Origin of the sequence: Terriglobus sp. TAA 43 (genome assembly GCF_000800015.1) — a bacterium.
GTDB lineage: Bacteria > Acidobacteriota > Terriglobia > Terriglobales > Acidobacteriaceae > Terriglobus.
In genome coordinates, this window is sequence record NZ_JUGR01000001.1 from 365,163 (window position 1) to 383,630 (window position 18,468).

Here is an 18,468-nt window from a genome sequence, read left to right on the forward strand (position 1 = left end):
CGCCTAAATTACTTGATTCCTTGAAGGCTGGGTTGTAACAACCTGTAAATGCTCCCGCCGATTTGGGGGAACTCATAAGCGAGCCAGGTAAGTACTGGAACTGCGCCGAAGGTGATCAGACGTATATAGAACTCCCAACCCAGTTCATTGGGAGTGGTATCCGTGATTCGGCTAAGGATGGCGCTGCGGTGCATCTGGGCGAAGACGCTGATGAAACCAACACTAAGCGCGCCGAGTAGCAGGGTGAAAGCCCAATCCATAAACGCATGCGGCTCGAAAGGGTATGAGTTCCATGCCACCAGTGCCAACACGAACGTTGTTCCGACTGTCAACATTTGATAGCGCATATTGAGCAGCACAGAACGAATAAGCGCAACGTAGCGGATGACGATGAAATCTTCGGCAAGGTGCTCGAGTGAAGGCGGCGTGGTCGAAGGGGTAGCATCGGACGTCTTCTTATCCTCAGCCGCTGCAGGCTTCTGTTCCGGCGGATTTATCCGCTCTTCCCACTTACCGGCTAGATACAGGTTGATCAGGCTAGTGCCAAAATCCGCGTAGTCCGATTCGATGCGGAAGATGCTGCAAATGTCCTTATTGTCTTCGGGCATGTCCCACAGGTCGTGAGACGGACACGGTGCTGACTTATTGGCTACCGAAGTACTCGCGACGGTTTCATGCATTGTTGCGCCTTTGCCGGCGCGAATGCTTGCCATCAGCATTCGAATTTCACTATCGATATTCCGGTACTTCGTTGATAGGTCCAGATAGAGTGTGGGGTACTCCGTGAGAGTCGAATGATGCACAATCTGGCGAATGGCTTCTGTGGAACGAGACATGTCGCGCCAGCGAATGTGCAGGCCCTTCTGTCGAAGCATGCTCATCCAACCGCCGCTCTTGTAGCGGTCAAATGCAAACCGGATTGGCATCCTCTCCAGCGGCTCCAGCAGGCCTCGATTGAGCGCAGCCCAAATACAGAGCGTGCGAATCCAACCGGCGAGCGCCACCATGAGTAGCGGGAAGAACAATGCCTTGAGTAAAGCTTCGTACATCGTTGGTCCCCACTTCGCGAGAAGTGGGTGGAAGACGAAAGCGTCCAGACTATGAATGCGGAAAAGGGAGAGACAGCAGCAGAACAGGGCCACATACACGACAGCTAAGATCGCGTCCACCCAGCGATATGGTTTGGCATCGTCGTGCTCTTGAATTGCCCCTTGTTTTCTGGTCACCTCTCGCACTGCACGGACGATAAGTTCACGTGTAATTAGCAGGGAGGTGATGTCGGCATAGAGGCAGCAACTCCTGGGAGGGTCACACTCCTCGAGTGCATTATCTGGAACAAACAATGGGAAGGGTTCGTTCCTCGAAGCGACCGCGTTGTCGCGTCGTGGTAGTCGTGGCCGATGAATCTGCGAAAAGCGCAGTCTTGCGATCTGGTACAGCGCCCACAGATACCAGGCCGACAGCACCAGCACAAGCGGGCAAAGTGGACTGACCCCGCTGAACGGTTGCAAGCACCGGACACTGTGATAGAGCCCTGAGAATGCAGGATATCCGTAGAGAGTGTCGCTCCTGCAGATTCTGGCCCAGGACGCTATGATCCCGAATAAAGCGATGACTGACACACAGTTAAAGAAACAGTACGGTTTGCAATGTGAATGGTAAAAGTACCGTCGGGTCTTCCAAGCGGTAGAGGCCACCACAATTGCCGCGCTGAAGAGTAACCCAACCGCTGCCCAGTAGGAAGCGCCAGGTAAGTTGAAGTAACGGTCTACGCACAGCAGGGGATAGGCGGTGACGAAGGCCGTGGATGCCAAAACGCTGGCGCCGATGTTGAGATAGACAGCGCGGCGATGGGGGAGATCGTTTTGGTCCATCGCGAAGTCGCGTGTAAATGGCGACCATAGATCCGCCGACATCAATGCTAGGACGTGGGTCAGACAGATGAAGCAAAGAATGCCGACCAGGATCTGCCACGGCAATGAGGGGCCAATCCCGGAGTTGGCATTGATTGAGTCTTGGACTGAGACGTTCGATGATTGCGATTCGACCTTGTCGCGACCTTGAAGTGCGTTTGTCTCGGAGCACAACGTAAACTTCGAAGCGGCATTGTCCGTCGAGATGCTTGGCAGGAGGCTGACATCGTCGCTGCTGCACCAGTTCAAAACAGCGAGAGGATAGTAACCATCTGCGCCGACGACAGAGGCCCACAGAGGTATTTGTCTTTCTGAATGTTCAGTCTGCATTGTTGGAGTCGATCGTTTCGAATATCCGGATAGAGCGATCTCCGCATTCGATGTCGCCCCATGAAATGCATAGGTGGCCGCGTTGTAAATTGCTTCCGAGTGATAGTCAGAATGCATCCAGCGGCTGTGACGCGTGAAATCCAGCGACGATAGAAGATACGGAGAGATGGAGATGGAACCGATATAGGGCGCATTTTCACCTTCGCGCTCGAAGAGAAGGTCCCCGCCGCTCGACATGACAAGCCTTGCATCGGGGCAGGCCCGGTGCAGAAATTCTGCCAGAAACAAAACATCCAGAACATTTGACGCGGAGATAAGCACGTACTGTGTACGCGCTCTCTTGAGCTGGTTCGCAATTGCCATGAGTTGGGCCTCTATGGAGAGAGGCGTTTGCGTTTTGGAGAAGCGTTCAACGGTATCATCTGCGGCGTCCCCCTTGAGCGATAGACCGAGGTACGGCGTTGGGGCTGATGACGAACTCTTAGCATCGTTGGCGCTCGCGTTACGCAAGATCGAGAGTTCACGAGGAAACCGAATGCTCAGAATTTTGGGAGCATCGTTCAGCGGCTCGTCGCCCTCCCGGTAACAACCTCGGCTGCGGGGTAAACAGGCACCTTTACTTGAGGAAGAATTCGATGTGTCTTCGGTGGTCGACCCATAGACAGTTCCGGACTCTGAGAGGATCGCGACTCGGCTCAGGTCGAATCCGGAATGAACGAGTGCCTCAAGAAAGCGGTCCTCCTCAAAGCCAGTGTTTTCTCCGAATGATCGATAGTCTCCGCTTGCAAAAGGATCAAGCTCATGCGACGCAATGGCCGTACTGGTTACACCGGTGATTGAAAGGCGGGGATTGCCAAGTGATTCGAGCTTGGCAGACAAGCCTGCATATAACGAAGTGGCTGTGCCGGAGTATGACGGTCCGATGACCGAAAGTACGTGATCGGAGGAGACGGGCTCAGCGGCAGAACCTATCTTCGCGCGGTTTGATGGCTCGCTCCTCTTGTTTAAAGACTTGTAGTTCGCGGTGGAAGCCTGATGGGGCAAGCCCCCACGACATGAGGGCGAAGGCGTGACTTTGTGCTTGACGTCCATTTTCTCGTTAACGGGGTGAATCGAAAGATGGGCATCGTAGCAATTCTGAAGGTACTGTTCATAGCGGAGAGCATTCTGAAGCTGCTCGCCATTGACGCCCAGGGAAGGTGTCTCCGCAACGAGAAATAAATACACGACCTTTCGGTAGCTGACCGATGAATAATTCGATCGTGCAAGGTTTGCATCGTCGGTGTGCGACTTGTCATCGTTTGAAGCGGGCGCAGGCGATGGTTGCGGTTCAGACACGTAGCGAAGGATCACAAGTCCCGGTTGACGCTCGCGTTCTGGATTGCCGGGCGGTGGATCAGCAGCAGAATCCGATGTGGTGGGAGTAGCACGTTGCTGCCAGGGTAGCCAGTAGTAGCTACTGAGATAGTGATTATCAGCTGCCGCCAGAAGCACGGACTCCAATGTTCGATCGAAATCAAGAGCCAGACCACTGTGTATCGGATCAGGGACGACGGCGATCATGGATGTTATGTCTACGGGATGCTGATCGGCCGCGGGCTTCGAAGGTGCAACGTCGGACGGTATATTCCAACCCATTGTGTCGTCCTTAGAGTCGCAGCCTGTGAGAGTCTTCGCCGTAGCGTTGGTGTTGGTTTGTTGCAGATGGCCACCGGCCTGTCCGCCTTCAATCGCAGCCCAGTATCGGCACGACGCCACCCACGGCCCCTCGCCCTTGGTCACTTCTTTCGTGTGCGCCGCACTCGCGGTCTCTCGATGTACCGGGCCTGATACATCCTTTCGCCCGGATTGAACTATGAGGCCAGCCGCGAAAGTGAGTGCGACAGTGAGTGAACCAATAACCTTGGCCACATTGGCCTCCAGGAAAAACTCTTCGGATAAGAATCGTGTAAGGACTTATGCGGAGCCTGACAGTGTATGTAGATACAGCTTCGCCGCAAGGTATGGCGTCAGCACAAACAGTTGCCCTTGAGGTGCTCGGTTCCTGACCAGAAAAAGTACTTCGATGTTTTCGCGTTAGGCGGTTGGGGAACGTCGGGGAAGTACGGTGGTGGAATCTTAACAAGCATCCGAACCAAGTCAAGCAAATTGTCCCGGCAGAGCTCTGCATTTGCTTTAGGAATGGAAGCTCCTTTGCAGAACAACGGCAGTAGAGACGACCTGTATTGATTGATGACTAGCGATTCATCGAGCAATTGGCATCGATGATGCGTCTTGAGGCGAAGATGAACGCGTGTGTCTGAGGTGTGGTCTTACGACCTATGTCCGTGAGATTGCAGCTCCGATATTTGAAGTTATTTCGCAGGATGACATACCTACGAATCCGGCTGTTTTGGGGAAATAACCGTGTTTCTTCGTGGTCTGTGTTAAGGAAAATTATCTTGACTCGGATATTGCTGCGGCATACAAGGAATCGACTTGTAGTTAGCCCCCAACTTCATTACGAGTTCTTTCCCCACTCGTCGACACATCATGACGCACAACCGCTGACACTTTCACGGAAAGGCGAATCCCATGGGAACGTACACCTATCCCGGCGTGTATATCCAGGAGATTGAATCACCGGTACACACCATCGCATCGGTTGCCACTTCAATCACCGCGTTTGTCGGTTATACCCACAGTGGCATTGATAACCGCGCGGAGCACCTGTACAGCTTTGCGGATTTCGAGCGAGTGTTCGGTGGTCTCGCCTCCGACAGTGAGTTGAGTTATGCGGTACAGCAGTTCTTTCAGAATGGTGGCAGCGAAGCCTATGTCGTGCGCGTTCCAAAGCATGGTGCAACGTATGCATCTTCTGCATTCGGTGGCATCACGCTCACCGCGCTGAGTAGTGGCACGTGGGCGAATGGAAACCTGATCGCAGATGTGAGCTACGACAACCTGGATCAGACGGCCGTCCCGACGGCGTTTAACCTGACGATTACGAATCTTGTCGATGGAACCGTGGAGACGTTCCCCGGCCTGTCGCTGAATACTTCGCGCAAAGACTTCGCGCCGACTGTGGTGAACGATCCCGATTCAGGGTCGCAACTGGTTGCGGTAACAGTACACAGTCCCGCACCGGCTTCGCCCCCGGTACGAACGGGGCTAGTAGGCGATGCGATTACGGTCGCCAGCATTCTTGGAAGTGCGTCGAAGAAGCAAGCTGTTACCGGAACGTTTGCCGTTGTGAAGAATTCGAATACAGCGACTGCATCTGATCCGCACAATCTGCAGGCTCTTCGCGTGGGACAATTCCTTGCCTTCAATGGTGATACGACAAACGGTGTGTATGCCGTGACGAAGCTGGACGCGACCAGTGGCGCTGTCACTCTCGGAAGTCCTTTCACAGGCGACGACAACGGAACGGCGACGGGCAACATTTTGCAGTCCACGGCGAACGGCAGTTACGCACTAAGCCTGGGTGTAAGCAGCCCGGCGACATTGGCTCCGCTGCCCGTAAATATCACTGTGTTTGCTGACGGCAGTACGATTCCGCAAAGTCTCCCGGGCATTGCACAAGCGCTGGCGCGGGCTTTGAACACTGCGCTGCAATCAAAGCTTCCGGGAAGCGCCGCCACCGTTAGCGTTGCAACGACAACAACGGACACGAGACTTCGTCTGGTTGTAACGCTGCCGGAAAATCCAGATGCCGTCATCACAATCGGTGCGCCGACTGGTGGAGGTCATGATGCTTCGGCGCTGTTAGGGCTGGGCACCTCTGCGAACGTTGCACAGTATTCCTTGGGAACAGGACATGTTTTTGGATCGCAAACGGCTTCGGCTGAGGGTGGCGATGGCTCGGGCCTGCCGCAGACAGGCGATCTGATAGGAGATGAACTGGCCTTCACAGGGATCTATGCGCTGGAAAAGGTGGATCTGTTCAACCTTCTGAGCATTCCTGATGCCACCCGAGCGAATCCTGGCGATCCTTCCTCGCTGGATTCAAATATTGACCCGAACGCGATCTATAGCGCTGCAATCTCTTTCTGCGATGCTCGTCGTGCGTTTCTCTTGATCGATCCTCCACCGAACGTCAATACGCCTGCATCCGCCGTGGATTGGATATCAACGCAATTAAATGTGCAGGATCGGAATGCCGCGGCATTCTTTCCAAGACTGCGATTGCCAGACCCTCTGAATGACTATCAGCTACGTACCTTTGCACCCTCAGGTGTGACATCCGGCGTTTATGCGCGCACCGATGCCTCACGTGGTGTGTGGAAGGCGCCTGCAGGTATCGATGCGCAACTGATGGGTGTTCAGAGCATGGTGTACAAGCTGACCGATGCGGAGAATGGATCATTGAATCCGCTGGGTCTGAACTGTTTCCGGAATTTCCCTGTGTATGGATCAGTTCTGTGGGGAGCGCGCACGACCGTTGGCGCAGATGCCCGTGCGGATGAATGGAAGTATGTCCCCGTGCGCCGTCTCGCTCTATTCCTGGAAGAAAGTCTGTTCCGCGGAACTCAGTGGGTTGTGTTTGAGCCGAATGATGAGCCTTTGTGGGCATCCATCCGGCTGAATGTGGAAGGGTTCATGAATACGTTCTTTCGACGCGGTGCGTTCCAGGGCATGACTCCGCAAGAGGCCTACTTCGTGAAGTGCGATAGCACAACGACCACTCAAATGGATATTGATTCAGGCGTGGTGAACATACTGGTTGGTTTTGCTCCATTGAAACCCGCGGAGTTCGTCGTTATCCAGATTCAGCAAATGAACAGTCAGTCGGCGTCGTAAGGAAAGGAAGAGACCATGGCGGAATTCGTTGTGAATGCGCAGAGGTTTGATCCGTACAAGAACTTTAAGTTCCGGCTGAAATGGGATGGCCGCTATGTGGCGGGAGTGAGCAAGGTATCTGCTCTGAAGCGAACGACGGAAGTTGTGAAGCACCGCGAGGGCGGCGATGCCAGTACGAGTCGTAAGTCACCCGGACGTACGGAATACGATGCGATCACGCTGGAACGCGGTGTGACCCACGACCCTGATTTTGAGGCTTGGGCGGCGAAGGTATGGCAACTGCAGGCTGGATTGGGTGCAGAGGTGTCTCTGAAAGATTTTCGTAAGGACATCATCCTTGACCTTTACAACGAAGCCGGGCAACTTGCGATCAGTTACAAGATTTATCGCGCGTGGGTTTCGGAATATCAGGCGCTGCCCGATCTGGACGCAAATGCGAATGCAGTTGCTATCCAACACTTGAAGCTTGAGAACGAGGGCTGGGAACGCGATACCTCCGTGACAGAGCCTACAGAACCAACTTTCACTTCAACACGTGCTTAATGCGTAATCGCATGAATGTCCCCACGGAGTCACCATGACTCTGATATATCGTTTGCTCCACGAAGCACATGCCTGATTCACTACGCGTTTGCGTTAGGCGGAGAGCACCAATGTGTCCACTGGAAGGAGAACGTCTGCTTCAAGCATGGGAAGACGCCGCCGCATCTGATCCGGTGCGGCGTCCCTTGCGCATGTTGATGCATGCCATGCCGGAGATGAATGCTGGTGCGCTGGAAAACATGTCGCTGCTTCGACGCAATCGGTTGCTGCTGGAGTTGTATGCAACGACGTTCGGCTCGACGTTGCAGGGATTGGCAATCTGTCAGTCCTGCGGCTCTGCGATGGAGTTCGATAGTGACGTTGAAGACTTACTAAGTACTCTTCCTGAAATAGATGAGGGTGAAGGAGGTCCTGTGCATGCGATTACGAGTCGCATGCTGCTTAGCGCTTTACAGGAAGAGGACGCGCTTAGCAGGGAACGGTTACTTCTGTCGCTGTGCACCGGTGGCGATCCTTGCGACCTGAGTGCATTGGACGAATCGCTCCTGGAAAAGCTTCGCCTCAACGTATCTGTAGCCAACGCAGATGCAGAGATGTGTTGCCGAATTCGGTGTGCAGAATGTGGCGAAGTGAATCGCGTGGACTTCGATCCCGCCTACTTCGTGTGGTTAGCTGTGCGTCATCGTGCCTCCTTATTGATGGCAGATGTGCATGATATTGCGAGTGCGTACGGGTGGACAGAAAGTTCAATTATTGCAATGTCTTCGGCACGCCGCGAAGTGTACCTGGTCAAGATTGCGGAAGAGAGGTCGGCAGCATGAACGGCCTGCTGTCACGCGTTCTGCAACGCGCTACCCATCCCGGTGGGGGACTAGAACCCTTGCGTACTTCACGTGCGGGATTGCGTGCGCGCGTTGCTTCCTCGATGACGTTTCCAGCAGAGGAGGTTCGCGAGGTAGATGCCCGTGTGCCTATCGCAGGAAGTGCTGTAGAAAGAACAGGAACGTCGACGCGACCAATCCTCCCTATCCCCGCGAAGGCGATTGGCGACTCTTTCACACGCGTTGAAGAGCGAGAGAGTGCTGCTTTGCATGCTGTGCCTCACCAGCGAGTGAAACAGCCTTCAACGAATCCAGTGGAGAGTGCGAGTGCGCGTGAGGCGTTTGCGAATCATGAAGCTGCCAACACGATCGTTGCTACAGTTGGTGGGTTTCCAGAGCATAGTGCGGCTGGTGCTGCGAAAGAACTGCAGAGGGAACGTTCTGAAAGAAGTGAACCAGAGACATCTAAATCGCCGACGACGCGGGAACAGATGTTGGCAGTTACTTCTCGTCATGGGATGGAAGATCAGGAAGCCTTGAATCCCCAAGAGTCTCACCTGCCACCGATACTCGAAATTTCTATTGGACATATTGAGGTGCAGGCAGCTGTGAGAGCCCCAGAGCGTCCTCGGACGCCGCCATTCCGACCGCGCGTTTCGCTAAACGATTTCCTGACCAGGAGCGGGCGGCGATGAACGGATACCTGGCGGTAGGCGGAGTTAGTGCGGTGTTGCGGTCGTTGCTCTTGGGAGAACTTACCAACGGTGGCCCCGCCACCTTGTTATCCTCGCCGACTTCGATAAGTGCGACGTCGCCGGATCTGGTTCCAACGGGCGCTGATGAACACCCACGATTGAACCTCTTCATGTATTACGCCAGCTTCAATACGGGATATCGCAATGTACAGCTTCCGAGCCGCGATTCCGTAGGGGGCCTATTAACGAATCCGCCATTGGCCTTAAACCTTCACTATCTTGTCTCGGCATATGGCGGAAACCAGTTTGATCCGGAGATTCTGCTGGGATGGGCGATGGAGGTGTTTCACAACAATCCGATCATTGCGCGCGACACCATCGCCGACGCGTTGGCGGCGCTGGGCTCTGCTACAGAAGAGGCGAAACTGGTAAGCCAGAGTGGCCTTGCGAGTCAATTTGAACTTCTGAAAATTACACCGGAGGCATTGTCCAACGAAGAGATTTCGCGACTGTGGATGGCTTTCTCAACGCACTATCGCCCAACGACCTCCTACCAGGTTTCGGTGGTACTGATTCGCGATACGCAACCTGTGCGTTCGAATCTTCCAGTTCAATCGCGCAATATTGCCGTGTTGCCATGGGACATTCCGGTGATCGACATGATTACACCCGCGGTTGCAGCAAGTGGCGACACACTTACGATCACAGGACGCAACCTGTTGGGCGAAGCGCCTGCAGATACAGCAGTTTCGTTTGCTGAAGCTGCGCCTGTGAGTGCTGCCACCGTGCAGGCTGCGACAGTGCGCGTAACCATTCCGAACACAGTGCAGGCAGGGGCCGTACCCCTTCGCATTGTGCGGTCGGTTGAGTTTGGTACAGCGGCCGATCCACATCGCGCCTTCGAATCGGGCAGCTTTGTCTTTCAACTCGTGCCGACGTTGCAGGATCTCATACCGGTGACGCCTGCATCTGTGCTCACGGTAGCGCATGGAGGAAACCTGACGCTGACGATCAAGCCTGCGGTAGGCCGCAATCAGCGGGCGCGGTTGTTTGCGGGCAATCTCTCTGTAGAGATTCCTGCTCGTCCACCTAGCGCACCGGATACGTCTACGCAGTTGATCTTTCCAATTCCAACAACCTGGGGGCCGTTTCAGTCTCCGCTGCGTGTGGAGATTGATGGAGCGCAAAGCGTATTGGTTGTGGACCAGAAGGATGGCAGTCCTACGCAAGGGCAGTTCTTTCCGCAGTTGAAGGTGACGGTATGAGTGAGGTGACACAAACCGGGACCCTTTTGGCTGATGAGCTTGACCGCGTATACGCGCTGGTGAGCGGTGAGGAGATTGCTCCATCGGCCTCTGTGGAACATGGTTTCGTTGTGAGTTGCCGGCCACTGCAACGGCTTGTAACGCAGTTTGACCTGAGCACGTTTGAACGCGATGTTTTGCTGTTGTGTGCAGGAACTGCGCTGGAATCGCGTTTTCTACAGGCGTGTATCCGCGCCAATGGCGACGAGCGGGCACCGTGGCCTACGTTTGCCATGGCTATGACGTTGTTGGAAGGAGCGCACTGGAGTGCGCTGAGTCGTCTACATCCGCTTCGTTATTGGCGGTTGGTAGAGGAAGGATCATCACAGAGCCTGCTACAGGCGCCTTTGAAGCTTGATGAACGCATTTTGCAGTATCTGCTGAGCGTGCCCTCGCTGGATGGTGTGCTGGAGTGGATGGTGCGTCCGCTTACGAGCGTAGAAGTAGAGTCCGACAGCGAGGATGCACAGCGAATCGCGATGCATTGGCAAAGAGAAGCTCCGCGCGCTGCGCCGCCAGTGGTGATGCAGGGAAGCGATTTTGCAGCTGCCAAACGCGTCTTTCAGGAAGCCTGCGGACAAGTGGACCTGCTTCCGTTCGTGTTGCGTGCAGCGGATCTGCCCACCGCCACAGCAGAACGTGAAATCGCTGCACGCCACTGGACGCGTGAGGCTGTTCTGACTGGCGCTGCCTTGCTGTTGGAGACTTCGTACTCGGATACCGCAGAGACTACAGCGGCGGTCTTGGCGTGGGCACGTTCTATTGAGGTTCCGTTGGCGATCTACGCAGAGCCGGGCAGTGCTGTGGAGCGAATCGAAAGTTTGCCAATCCGTATATCGCAACCCGGACGTGAAGATCGCAGGCAGCTTTGGTTGGACAGTCTGGGCGCGCCTGCCGCGTCGTTGAATGGAAAACTCGACAACTTAGTGGACGCCTTCCATTTCGATGAAGGCACGATTCGCTTGGCGGCTCTGGACGTTGTGTCTCGTCAATCCTTGGAAGATCCCGGAACACTTGCAGAGACTTTGCTGCAAAGTTGTCGCGATCATGCGCGACGTCCGTTGGAAGGACTGGCGCAGCGCGTCGATCCCCGAGCACGTTGGGAAGATCTGGTTCTTCCAGAGACGCAAAAGGGCACGTTGCAAGAGTTGATGATGCATGTGCGTCATCGTCGTCGTGTGCAGCAGGACTGGGGATTCTCTTCGCGTTATGGACGCGGAATGGGACTTGCAGCCTTGTTTGCGGGACCCAGCGGTACGGGCAAAACGATGGCTGCTGAAATACTGGCTGGCGAGCTGGGACTGGATCTATATCAGATCGACCTAGCGGCCATTGTGAGTAAGTACATTGGCGAGACCGAAAAGAACCTGAAGCGGATCTTCGATGCTGCAGAACAGAGCAGCGCTGTATTGCTATTCGACGAAGCGGATGCGTTGTTCGGCAAACGAAGCGAAGTAAAGGATAGCCACGACCGCTATGCAAACCTGGAAGTGAGCTATCTGCTGCAACGAATGGAAGCATACAGTGGCGTCGCCATCCTGACCACGAATATGCAGAGAGCGATCGATCCGGCGTTCCTGCGAAGGATCCGTTTCATCGTGCAGTTTCCGTTTCCAGATGAAGTATCACGTAGACAGATGTGGTCCCGCGTTTTTCCGTCAGCGACACCAACCGAAGGTCTTCAACCGGAACGATTGGCACAACTGCACGTATCGGGCGCGGTGATTCGGAACATTGCGATGCACGCTGCTTATCTGGCTGCTGAGGACGAACAGCCGGTAAGGATGAGCCACATCGCAGCTGGCGTGCGCACGGAGTACACCAAGATGGATAAAGTCCTGACGCCTGCGGAGACCGGAGGCTGGGCATGAAAACACATGCGACCAAGGCACCATCGGGATTGAGTACAGTCCCGCAACTTGTGTCTGCAACTCGTACATCCTTGCCGCAAAGGATGAATCTGCACGTGGGGAGTGTGTCGTTACGTGGCTTTGGGCAGAATGCTGGACCTCGCTTTCATCAAGCGTTGCAAGAAGCCATGATGCGAGGCATTCAACAGAGGCGCGAACTTTCATTCACTGACAACCTAAAGGTGGATCGCATATCGATACCTCCTCTTGCCGTTGGCGCAACGGTGGAAGATGCAGCGCGTCAGGTGGCGTCAGGATTGCTGCGCACACTGGAAGAGCGCGCGAACAGGAGAAACAAGAAGGGAAGAGAGGAGAAGGCGCATGGCTAACATCTCTCCTCGGTTGCAAAAAGGTGCGCTTGTTCTGCTGGAGCCCAATACGGGTATCCCTATGGGGCGGATTGCATTGCAGTACAACCCGGAAAGCATCACGCGTTCGTTAAAGCCCCAAACGCCTGGGGAGGAACCGGATCGTAGCGAAGTGTTGCGTCTGAAAGGGCCGCCGATAGAGACGATTCGATTGACGGTAGAGTTGGACGCGACCGACAGCCTGGAAGCAGGAGATGCGACGGCGACGAGCGTTGGACTGCAGCCGCAGATGGCCCTGTTGGAGACGCTTGTGTATCCCACCAGTGCTGAGCTGATTGCAAACGAAATTCTGTCGCTGATTGGGACGATTGAAATTCTGCCGATGTCGTCGCCGTTAACGCTGTTGGCATGGGGAACAAATCGTGTGACACCGGTGCGCATTACTGGATTCGAAATCACAGAAGAGGCATTTGACGCGCAATTGAATCCGATTCGCGCAAAAATTGCGCTGGACCTGCGCGTTTTGAGTGTGAGTGATACAGGCTTCCTGTCACCTGCGGGAGCGGTGTACATGGCGTATCAGATGGGTAAGGAAGCGATGGCTCGCAAGGCCTGAGGAGGATTTTGAAGATGGATACCGCACTCGCATTGCTGATTCAGTCCGCCGCAGGAACCGGTGCGCCGACAAATGCGTCAAGTCGGTATTACGGCGCGGCGACCCAGGAGTATGTGGGACCCGATGGAGTTGCCGTGCGTTATCTTGCGCGGCGGATTCTTCCGCAGGCTGCGGTCTATCTTTCTACACGCAGTTATACCGTGGTGCAGGGCGATCGTTTAGATAACCTGGCTGCTAAGTTTCTCGGCGATCCGATGTTGTTCTGGATGATTGCCGACGCGAATGCAGCGACTGATGCAGAAGCTCTCACGGAACAGCCGGGCCATGTGATTCGCATACCGTTGGCCTCCAGTCTTCCGCCGGGAGCGCGCAATGGCTAACGGACTTTACCTCACGCTGCTCGCGGGGCCGGTGGTGGCCGTTCCCGTGCCGAAGCCTGTAACGGATGCGCTCACGTCTGTGGAAATTACAACGTCCTCTGATCGCAGCGGCTTTCAGTTGACGTTTACGCTGGCCAACAACTCAGTTCTGCAAACATTGTTTCTGCTTGCGGCGGGAAGCCCTATTCCAATGTTGCGAGTTATTTTGCTGGTGACGTTTGGGGGCATTCCTCAAGTTGTGATGGATGGCGTGATTCAACATCACGAGATTGCGCCCGATGCAATGCGTGGATCTTCGAAGCTGGTGATTACGGGGCAGGATCTGTCAGGAATGATGGACCTCATCAACATGACAGGTTTTCCGTATCCGGCAATGACACCGGATCTTCGTGTGCTTACGATGTTGGCGAAGTATGCAGCATTTGGCATTGTGCCGGTGGTGATACCTGTCCCTGCCCCAGACGTGGAAGTTCCCGTCGAAAAGATTCCGATGCAGGAAGGAACCGATCTGCACTACATCCGCAAGCTGGCAGAAGAGGTGGGATACGTTTTCTATGTTGATCCCGGTCCCGCACCCGGGACGAGCACGGCGTATTGGGGACCGAGCATGCGCTATGGCGTGCCGCAGCCCGCGTTAAACGCCAACATGGATAGCTGGACAAATGTCGAGTCACTGAACTTTCGGTTCGAGAAGCAGTCATCCGTGATGCCTGTGGCATATATACAGGATCCGACAACGAAGGCGATCATCCCTGTGCCTTCTTCTGTGACTCCGTTCAGTCCGCCACTAGGACTGGTGATTCCACCACAACAGAAGATCGAGATGTTGGAAGACACATCCAACAAACCGGTTGGAACAACACTGATGCGGTTATGGGCAAAGGCCGTGGAAACGGGTGATGTGGTTACCGGCGATGGCACGCTGGATGTTCAGCGTTACGGAGCTATTTTGAAAGCGCGTTCGTTAGTTGGAGTGCGTGGCGCTGGCGTTGGATTTGATGGTCTTCACTACGTGGACAGCACGACGCACACGATTGAAGCGGGCCAGTACAAACAAAGTTTTACGTTGAAGCGGAATGGCCTGATTGCAAATATTCCGTTGGTCCCGGCGATGCCTTATTGAAACGGAGGAAGACGGTTGGCGAAGTTCTTTGGCAAATATCGTGGCACGGTGCTGGTGAATGTTGACCCGATGCAGATGGGACGTTTGCTGGTACAGGTGGCGGGTGTGGCTGGGGCACTACCTTCTACGTGGGCGATGCCGTGTCTTCCGTTCGCTGGCATTCAGAGCGGAATGTTTGTGGTGCCTGCGGTGCAGTCGGGCGTGTGGATTGAGTTCGAAGGAGGCGATCCGGATTACCCAATTTGGGTAGGCGGCTTCTGGGGAAGCAGCGCTGAGTTGCCCGCACTTGCTCTTGCAGGTGTGCCGGGACTGCAGCAGTTAGTTATCCAAACTACATCGCAGAACACGCTCATGATCAGCGATACACCTGGTCCGACGGGAGGAATCCTGCTGAAGACGACTGCGGGCGCAATGATCGCGATTAACGAGACCGGTATCACCATCACCAATGGGCAGGGCGCCACCATCATGATGACAGGCCCATCCGTGACGATTAATGAAGGTGCCCTGCAGGTCATCTAAACGCAGAGCGGAGAGGAGAGATAGGATGCCCGGTCCTTTAGTGCAGGTAGGAGCGACGGTTCTATGCAGCCACGGTGGTCAGGCAATGGCTACAGCGCCGAATCTGCGTGTGCTGCTGAGTGGTGCCCCTTCCTGTCTGATCTCCGCACCCTGGGTGGTGGCGGGATGCCCGTTAGCGTCTATACCCAGCCCACCGTGTGTTACTGCGACGTGGGTGACAGGAACTACGCGAGTGCTTTCGCTCGGGCAGCCGCTGGTGGTGCAGACAGGACAGTCAGTTTGTGTGTCTACAGGAACACCGCTGATGCCACTGGTGACACAAATGCGTGTGATGGCAACGTAGGCGACCAGTTGTAAGGAGACGTTGATATGGATTTGCGCTATCCCTACGGCTTCGACAGCACGGGCAATACAGCCCGGACGTCTCATCTTGCGCACATACGCGAGATGATCGAGCAGATCCTGCTGACGGCTCCGGGAGAGCGCGTGAACCGGCCGAACTTTGGCAGTGGAGCATCGCGACTGGTGTTTGAGCCAAACAGCGCAATGATGCTGGCAGCGCAGAATCAACTGATTCAAGGCGCTCTGCAGCAATGGCTGCTCGATGTGGTGCGCGTGGAATCTGTTTCTGTTGAAGGCGATGACTCAACAGTATCGATCACGGTGCAGTACACGGTGTTGGAGACTGACCAGACGCAGACCGAACAATTCCAGGTAGGAGAGGGGGCCGTATGACGTATTTCTGTTCGACACAGCGGCGCCGTGCGCAGGTCCTGGCGCACTCTTCTTTGAATGGCATCGACTACGTGGAAGTTGTAGGCACTCCCGGTTGCGGGATGGACCTGGATTTAACGTTACTGCGTTCACCGTTCATAGTTCCGAGCGTGGATCAAGTATCCATTTCCGGCGGCGCGCCTGTGCATGTGTTGAGCGTAGCAATGACCGGAGATGCGTCATCACGCACAGTGCGGATTCATCTGGATAGCACAGGCGATTTCTCTACTTACACACTCAGGCTGCGTGCACGCGAAGACGCGCAGGATCCGCCGGAGACATTTGATCCGCAGTTATCTGAAGTTACGTTTTCATTCAAGGCTGGATGTTCCTCTGTTGCCGATTGCTATACCGAAACATGCTGTGGAGAAGCTTCTCCAGCGGCGCCGGCCATCAACTATCTTGCCAAGGATTACGACGGCTTCCGGCAAGGAATGTTGGACCGTATGTCTGTGTTGATGCCTGCGTGGACCGAGTCACATGCTGCTGATTTGGGGATCACGCTGGTGGAAGCCATGGCGTATGTCGCCGATCGGTTGAGCTACATGCAGGATGCTGTGAATACCGAAGCCTATCTGGACACCGCACGCAGCAGAATTTCACTGCGCCGACACGCGCGGTTAGTGGATTACCGGGTGGGAGAGGGATGCAACGCACGGTCATGGGTGTGCGTTGCGACTGCGAAAGATGCTTTGTTGCTGCCTGCTGGAACAAACTTCTATGTCCGTACCGCGGGTGTTCCTCCCGTGCTGTCACCGGATAATCCTTCGCAGACCTCGTTGCTCAAAGCGCTCTTATCAAACAGCCAACCGGTGTATGCCAGTATGAGCGACGCGCTGCTCTATCAAGAGCAGAATGCAATGGATTTTTATACGTGGAACGACACGAATTGCTGCCTGCCGCAAGGTGCTGTCGCGACCACGCTGTCCGGCAATCTGACTACGTTACACGTAGGAACTGTTCTGATTTTGGAAGAGGTGCTAGGCGCGAAGACAGGTCAGCCGGAAGACGCGAATCCGGCACATCGCTGGGCAGTACGGCTCACCGGCGTGCGCACCACCAATGATGCGGGTGAACCTTTGGTTGATCCGTTCAACGGTGAAGCAATCACGGAATTGACGTGGGGCGTCGCAGATGCCTTGCCGTTTCCACTATGTATCTCGTCCACGTTGGATGCGGCACACGGTGGTAACACCGTGTCAGGAGTAAGTCGTGCCTGGGGCAATGTCGTTCCTGCAGACCAAGGGGTCTGGGTTACGTCAGAGTCGCTTGGCATTGTTCCGGAAGCACCGGAAGCACCGGTTTCAAGCGGGTGTGCGTGTGGTGCAACTGCAGATGATGAGACATCTCTGGTTCAGTTCCGTCCAACGTTTGCTTCCGCGCCGGTCACATTCCAGCTTCCTTTTGATCCGTCGACCGCGGCGAGCGCATTCCTGAATCCATCGATGGATGCATCGGCAGCCACACCTCAGATTGCTGTGCTTGACGACAGTGACCGGATATGGACGCCACAACCTGATCTGTTGGCAAGCGATGAAGAAGATCGTGTCTTCGTGTTGGAGATTGAAGATGGTGGTTCTGCGTCGTTGCGCTTCGGTGATGGGCAGTATGGCGCTGCGGTTGATCCTGGGCAACAGTTCTTCGCAACGTATCGTATCGGCAATGGACGTGATGGTCTTGTGGGTTCTGATGCGTTGTTGCACGTAGTGACGACGTTGCCGATTATCTACGTTCGCAATCCGCTGCCTGCGGCGGCTGCGGTCGATGCGGAGTCGCCAGAGCATATCCGTCAACATGCTCCGTTTGCGTTTGAGTCGCAGCTGCGCTGTGTGACGGAAGATGATTACACCACCGCTGCTTTGCAGGACAGTGACATCACACAGGCACGCGGAACGATGCGATGGACAGGGTCATGGTACGCGGGCTTCGTGTCTGTGGAACCCGCGTCGATGGCGCCGTCGGATCTGGCCACGCAAACACTGGCACGTCTGGAACCGTTACGGATGATGGGTACGGGATTGGCCGTCGAAGATGCCATTGTGGTTGGACTCCGGATCACTTTGGCGGTCTGTGTGGCTTCGAATCGATTCCAGAGCGATGTATACGCGGCCCTGATGCGGCGTTTCGTTGCGGGATCAAGCTGCAACGGAAGTGTGCCTGTATTGAATGCAGAGAACTTTTCCTTTGGCCAAACAGTGTATGCAAGCCCATTGATTGCGGCAGCACAAGACGTGGATGGCGTGGTATCTGTGCGGCTGGTGCGCTTCGAACGGATGGATCAACCTTCGAGTACGCCACCTCAGCAGGGCTATCTCACGATGGGAAGGCTTGAAATTGCACGCTGTGATAACGATCCGAATCGTCGTGATCATGGAATCTTTTCATTACAGATGGAGGGTGGGCGATGAGTGGATGCCATTCTCTTGAACTAACACTCTGCGGCTGCT

At 55.0% G+C, this 18,468-nt stretch carries 14 protein-coding genes; 13 read left to right on the plus strand and 1 reads right to left on the minus strand.

The features are described 5' to 3' along the window. Positions 1 to 8 precede the first annotated feature (8 nt). Positions 9 to 4,154 (minus strand): hypothetical protein, encoded by a 4,146-nt coding sequence (locus M504_RS01480; RefSeq protein WP_047487134.1) that lies wholly within the window; start codon positions 4,152 to 4,154, stop codon positions 9 to 11. A 663-nt stretch (positions 4,155 to 4,817) separates the two neighbouring features. Between M504_RS01480 and M504_RS01485 the strand changes: the two genes are divergently transcribed. The 13 genes from M504_RS01485 to M504_RS01545 all read left to right on the plus strand — a co-directional run bounded on the left by M504_RS01485 (position 4,818) and on the right by M504_RS01545 (position 18,429). Beyond that, a complete protein-coding gene (locus M504_RS01485) occupies positions 4,818 to 7,025 on the plus strand; it encodes a phage tail sheath C-terminal domain-containing protein (RefSeq protein WP_047487138.1) in 2,208 nt (735 codons plus the stop codon). A gap of 15 nt (positions 7,026 to 7,040) precedes the next feature. Then, the gene (locus tag M504_RS01490; RefSeq protein ID WP_047487141.1) at positions 7,041 to 7,568 is read left to right on the plus strand and encodes a phage tail protein; all 528 of its coding nucleotides are present in this window, start codon (positions 7,041 to 7,043) and stop codon (positions 7,566 to 7,568) included. Positions 7,569 to 7,678: 110 nt separating this feature from the next. Then, positions 7,679 to 8,389 carry a hypothetical protein gene (locus M504_RS01495; RefSeq protein ID WP_047487144.1) on the plus strand — a complete coding sequence of 237 codons (711 nt, stop codon included), beginning with the start codon at positions 7,679 to 7,681 and terminating at the stop codon, positions 8,387 to 8,389. Between the two features lie 691 nt (positions 8,390 to 9,080). Then, the gene (locus M504_RS21010) at positions 9,081 to 10,349 is read left to right on the plus strand and encodes a DUF4255 domain-containing protein (RefSeq protein ID WP_052200186.1); all 1,269 of its coding nucleotides are present in this window, start codon (positions 9,081 to 9,083) and stop codon (positions 10,347 to 10,349) included. Continuing rightward, complete coding sequence (locus tag M504_RS01510) at positions 10,346 to 12,259, plus strand: ATP-binding protein (protein WP_047487150.1); 1,914 nt, start codon at positions 10,346 to 10,348, stop codon at positions 12,257 to 12,259. The genes M504_RS21010 and M504_RS01510 overlap by 4 nt, the downstream gene beginning before the upstream one ends. Further along, positions 12,256 to 12,627, plus strand: a complete 372-nt coding sequence (locus M504_RS01515) for a hypothetical protein (RefSeq protein WP_156993407.1) — start codon at positions 12,256 to 12,258, stop codon at positions 12,625 to 12,627. The genes M504_RS01510 and M504_RS01515 overlap by 4 nt, the downstream gene beginning before the upstream one ends. Continuing rightward, complete coding sequence (locus tag M504_RS01520; RefSeq protein WP_047493019.1) at positions 12,620 to 13,222, plus strand: hypothetical protein; 603 nt, start codon at positions 12,620 to 12,622, stop codon at positions 13,220 to 13,222. The genes M504_RS01515 and M504_RS01520 overlap by 8 nt, the downstream gene beginning before the upstream one ends. 14 nt (positions 13,223 to 13,236) lie before the next feature. After that, a complete protein-coding gene (locus M504_RS01525; protein WP_052200187.1) occupies positions 13,237 to 13,602 on the plus strand; it encodes a LysM peptidoglycan-binding domain-containing protein in 366 nt (121 codons plus the stop codon). Continuing rightward, positions 13,595 to 14,725 (plus strand): hypothetical protein, encoded by a 1,131-nt coding sequence (locus tag M504_RS01530; protein WP_047487157.1) that lies wholly within the window; start codon positions 13,595 to 13,597, stop codon positions 14,723 to 14,725. The genes M504_RS01525 and M504_RS01530 overlap by 8 nt, the downstream gene beginning before the upstream one ends. A gap of 15 nt (positions 14,726 to 14,740) precedes the next feature. Next, positions 14,741 to 15,247 (plus strand): phage baseplate assembly protein V, encoded by a 507-nt coding sequence (locus M504_RS01535; protein WP_047487159.1) that lies wholly within the window; start codon positions 14,741 to 14,743, stop codon positions 15,245 to 15,247. Positions 15,248 to 15,272: 25 nt separating this feature from the next. After that, positions 15,273 to 15,590 (plus strand): hypothetical protein, encoded by a 318-nt coding sequence (locus M504_RS21675; protein WP_084214012.1) that lies wholly within the window; start codon positions 15,273 to 15,275, stop codon positions 15,588 to 15,590. A gap of 26 nt (positions 15,591 to 15,616) precedes the next feature. Further along, positions 15,617 to 15,982 carry a GPW/gp25 family protein gene (locus M504_RS01540; RefSeq protein WP_047487160.1) on the plus strand — a complete coding sequence of 122 codons (366 nt, stop codon included), beginning with the start codon at positions 15,617 to 15,619 and terminating at the stop codon, positions 15,980 to 15,982. Continuing rightward, positions 15,979 to 18,429 carry a hypothetical protein gene (locus M504_RS01545; RefSeq protein WP_047487163.1) on the plus strand — a complete coding sequence of 817 codons (2,451 nt, stop codon included), beginning with the start codon at positions 15,979 to 15,981 and terminating at the stop codon, positions 18,427 to 18,429. The genes M504_RS01540 and M504_RS01545 overlap by 4 nt, the downstream gene beginning before the upstream one ends. Positions 18,430 to 18,468 lie beyond the last annotated feature (39 nt).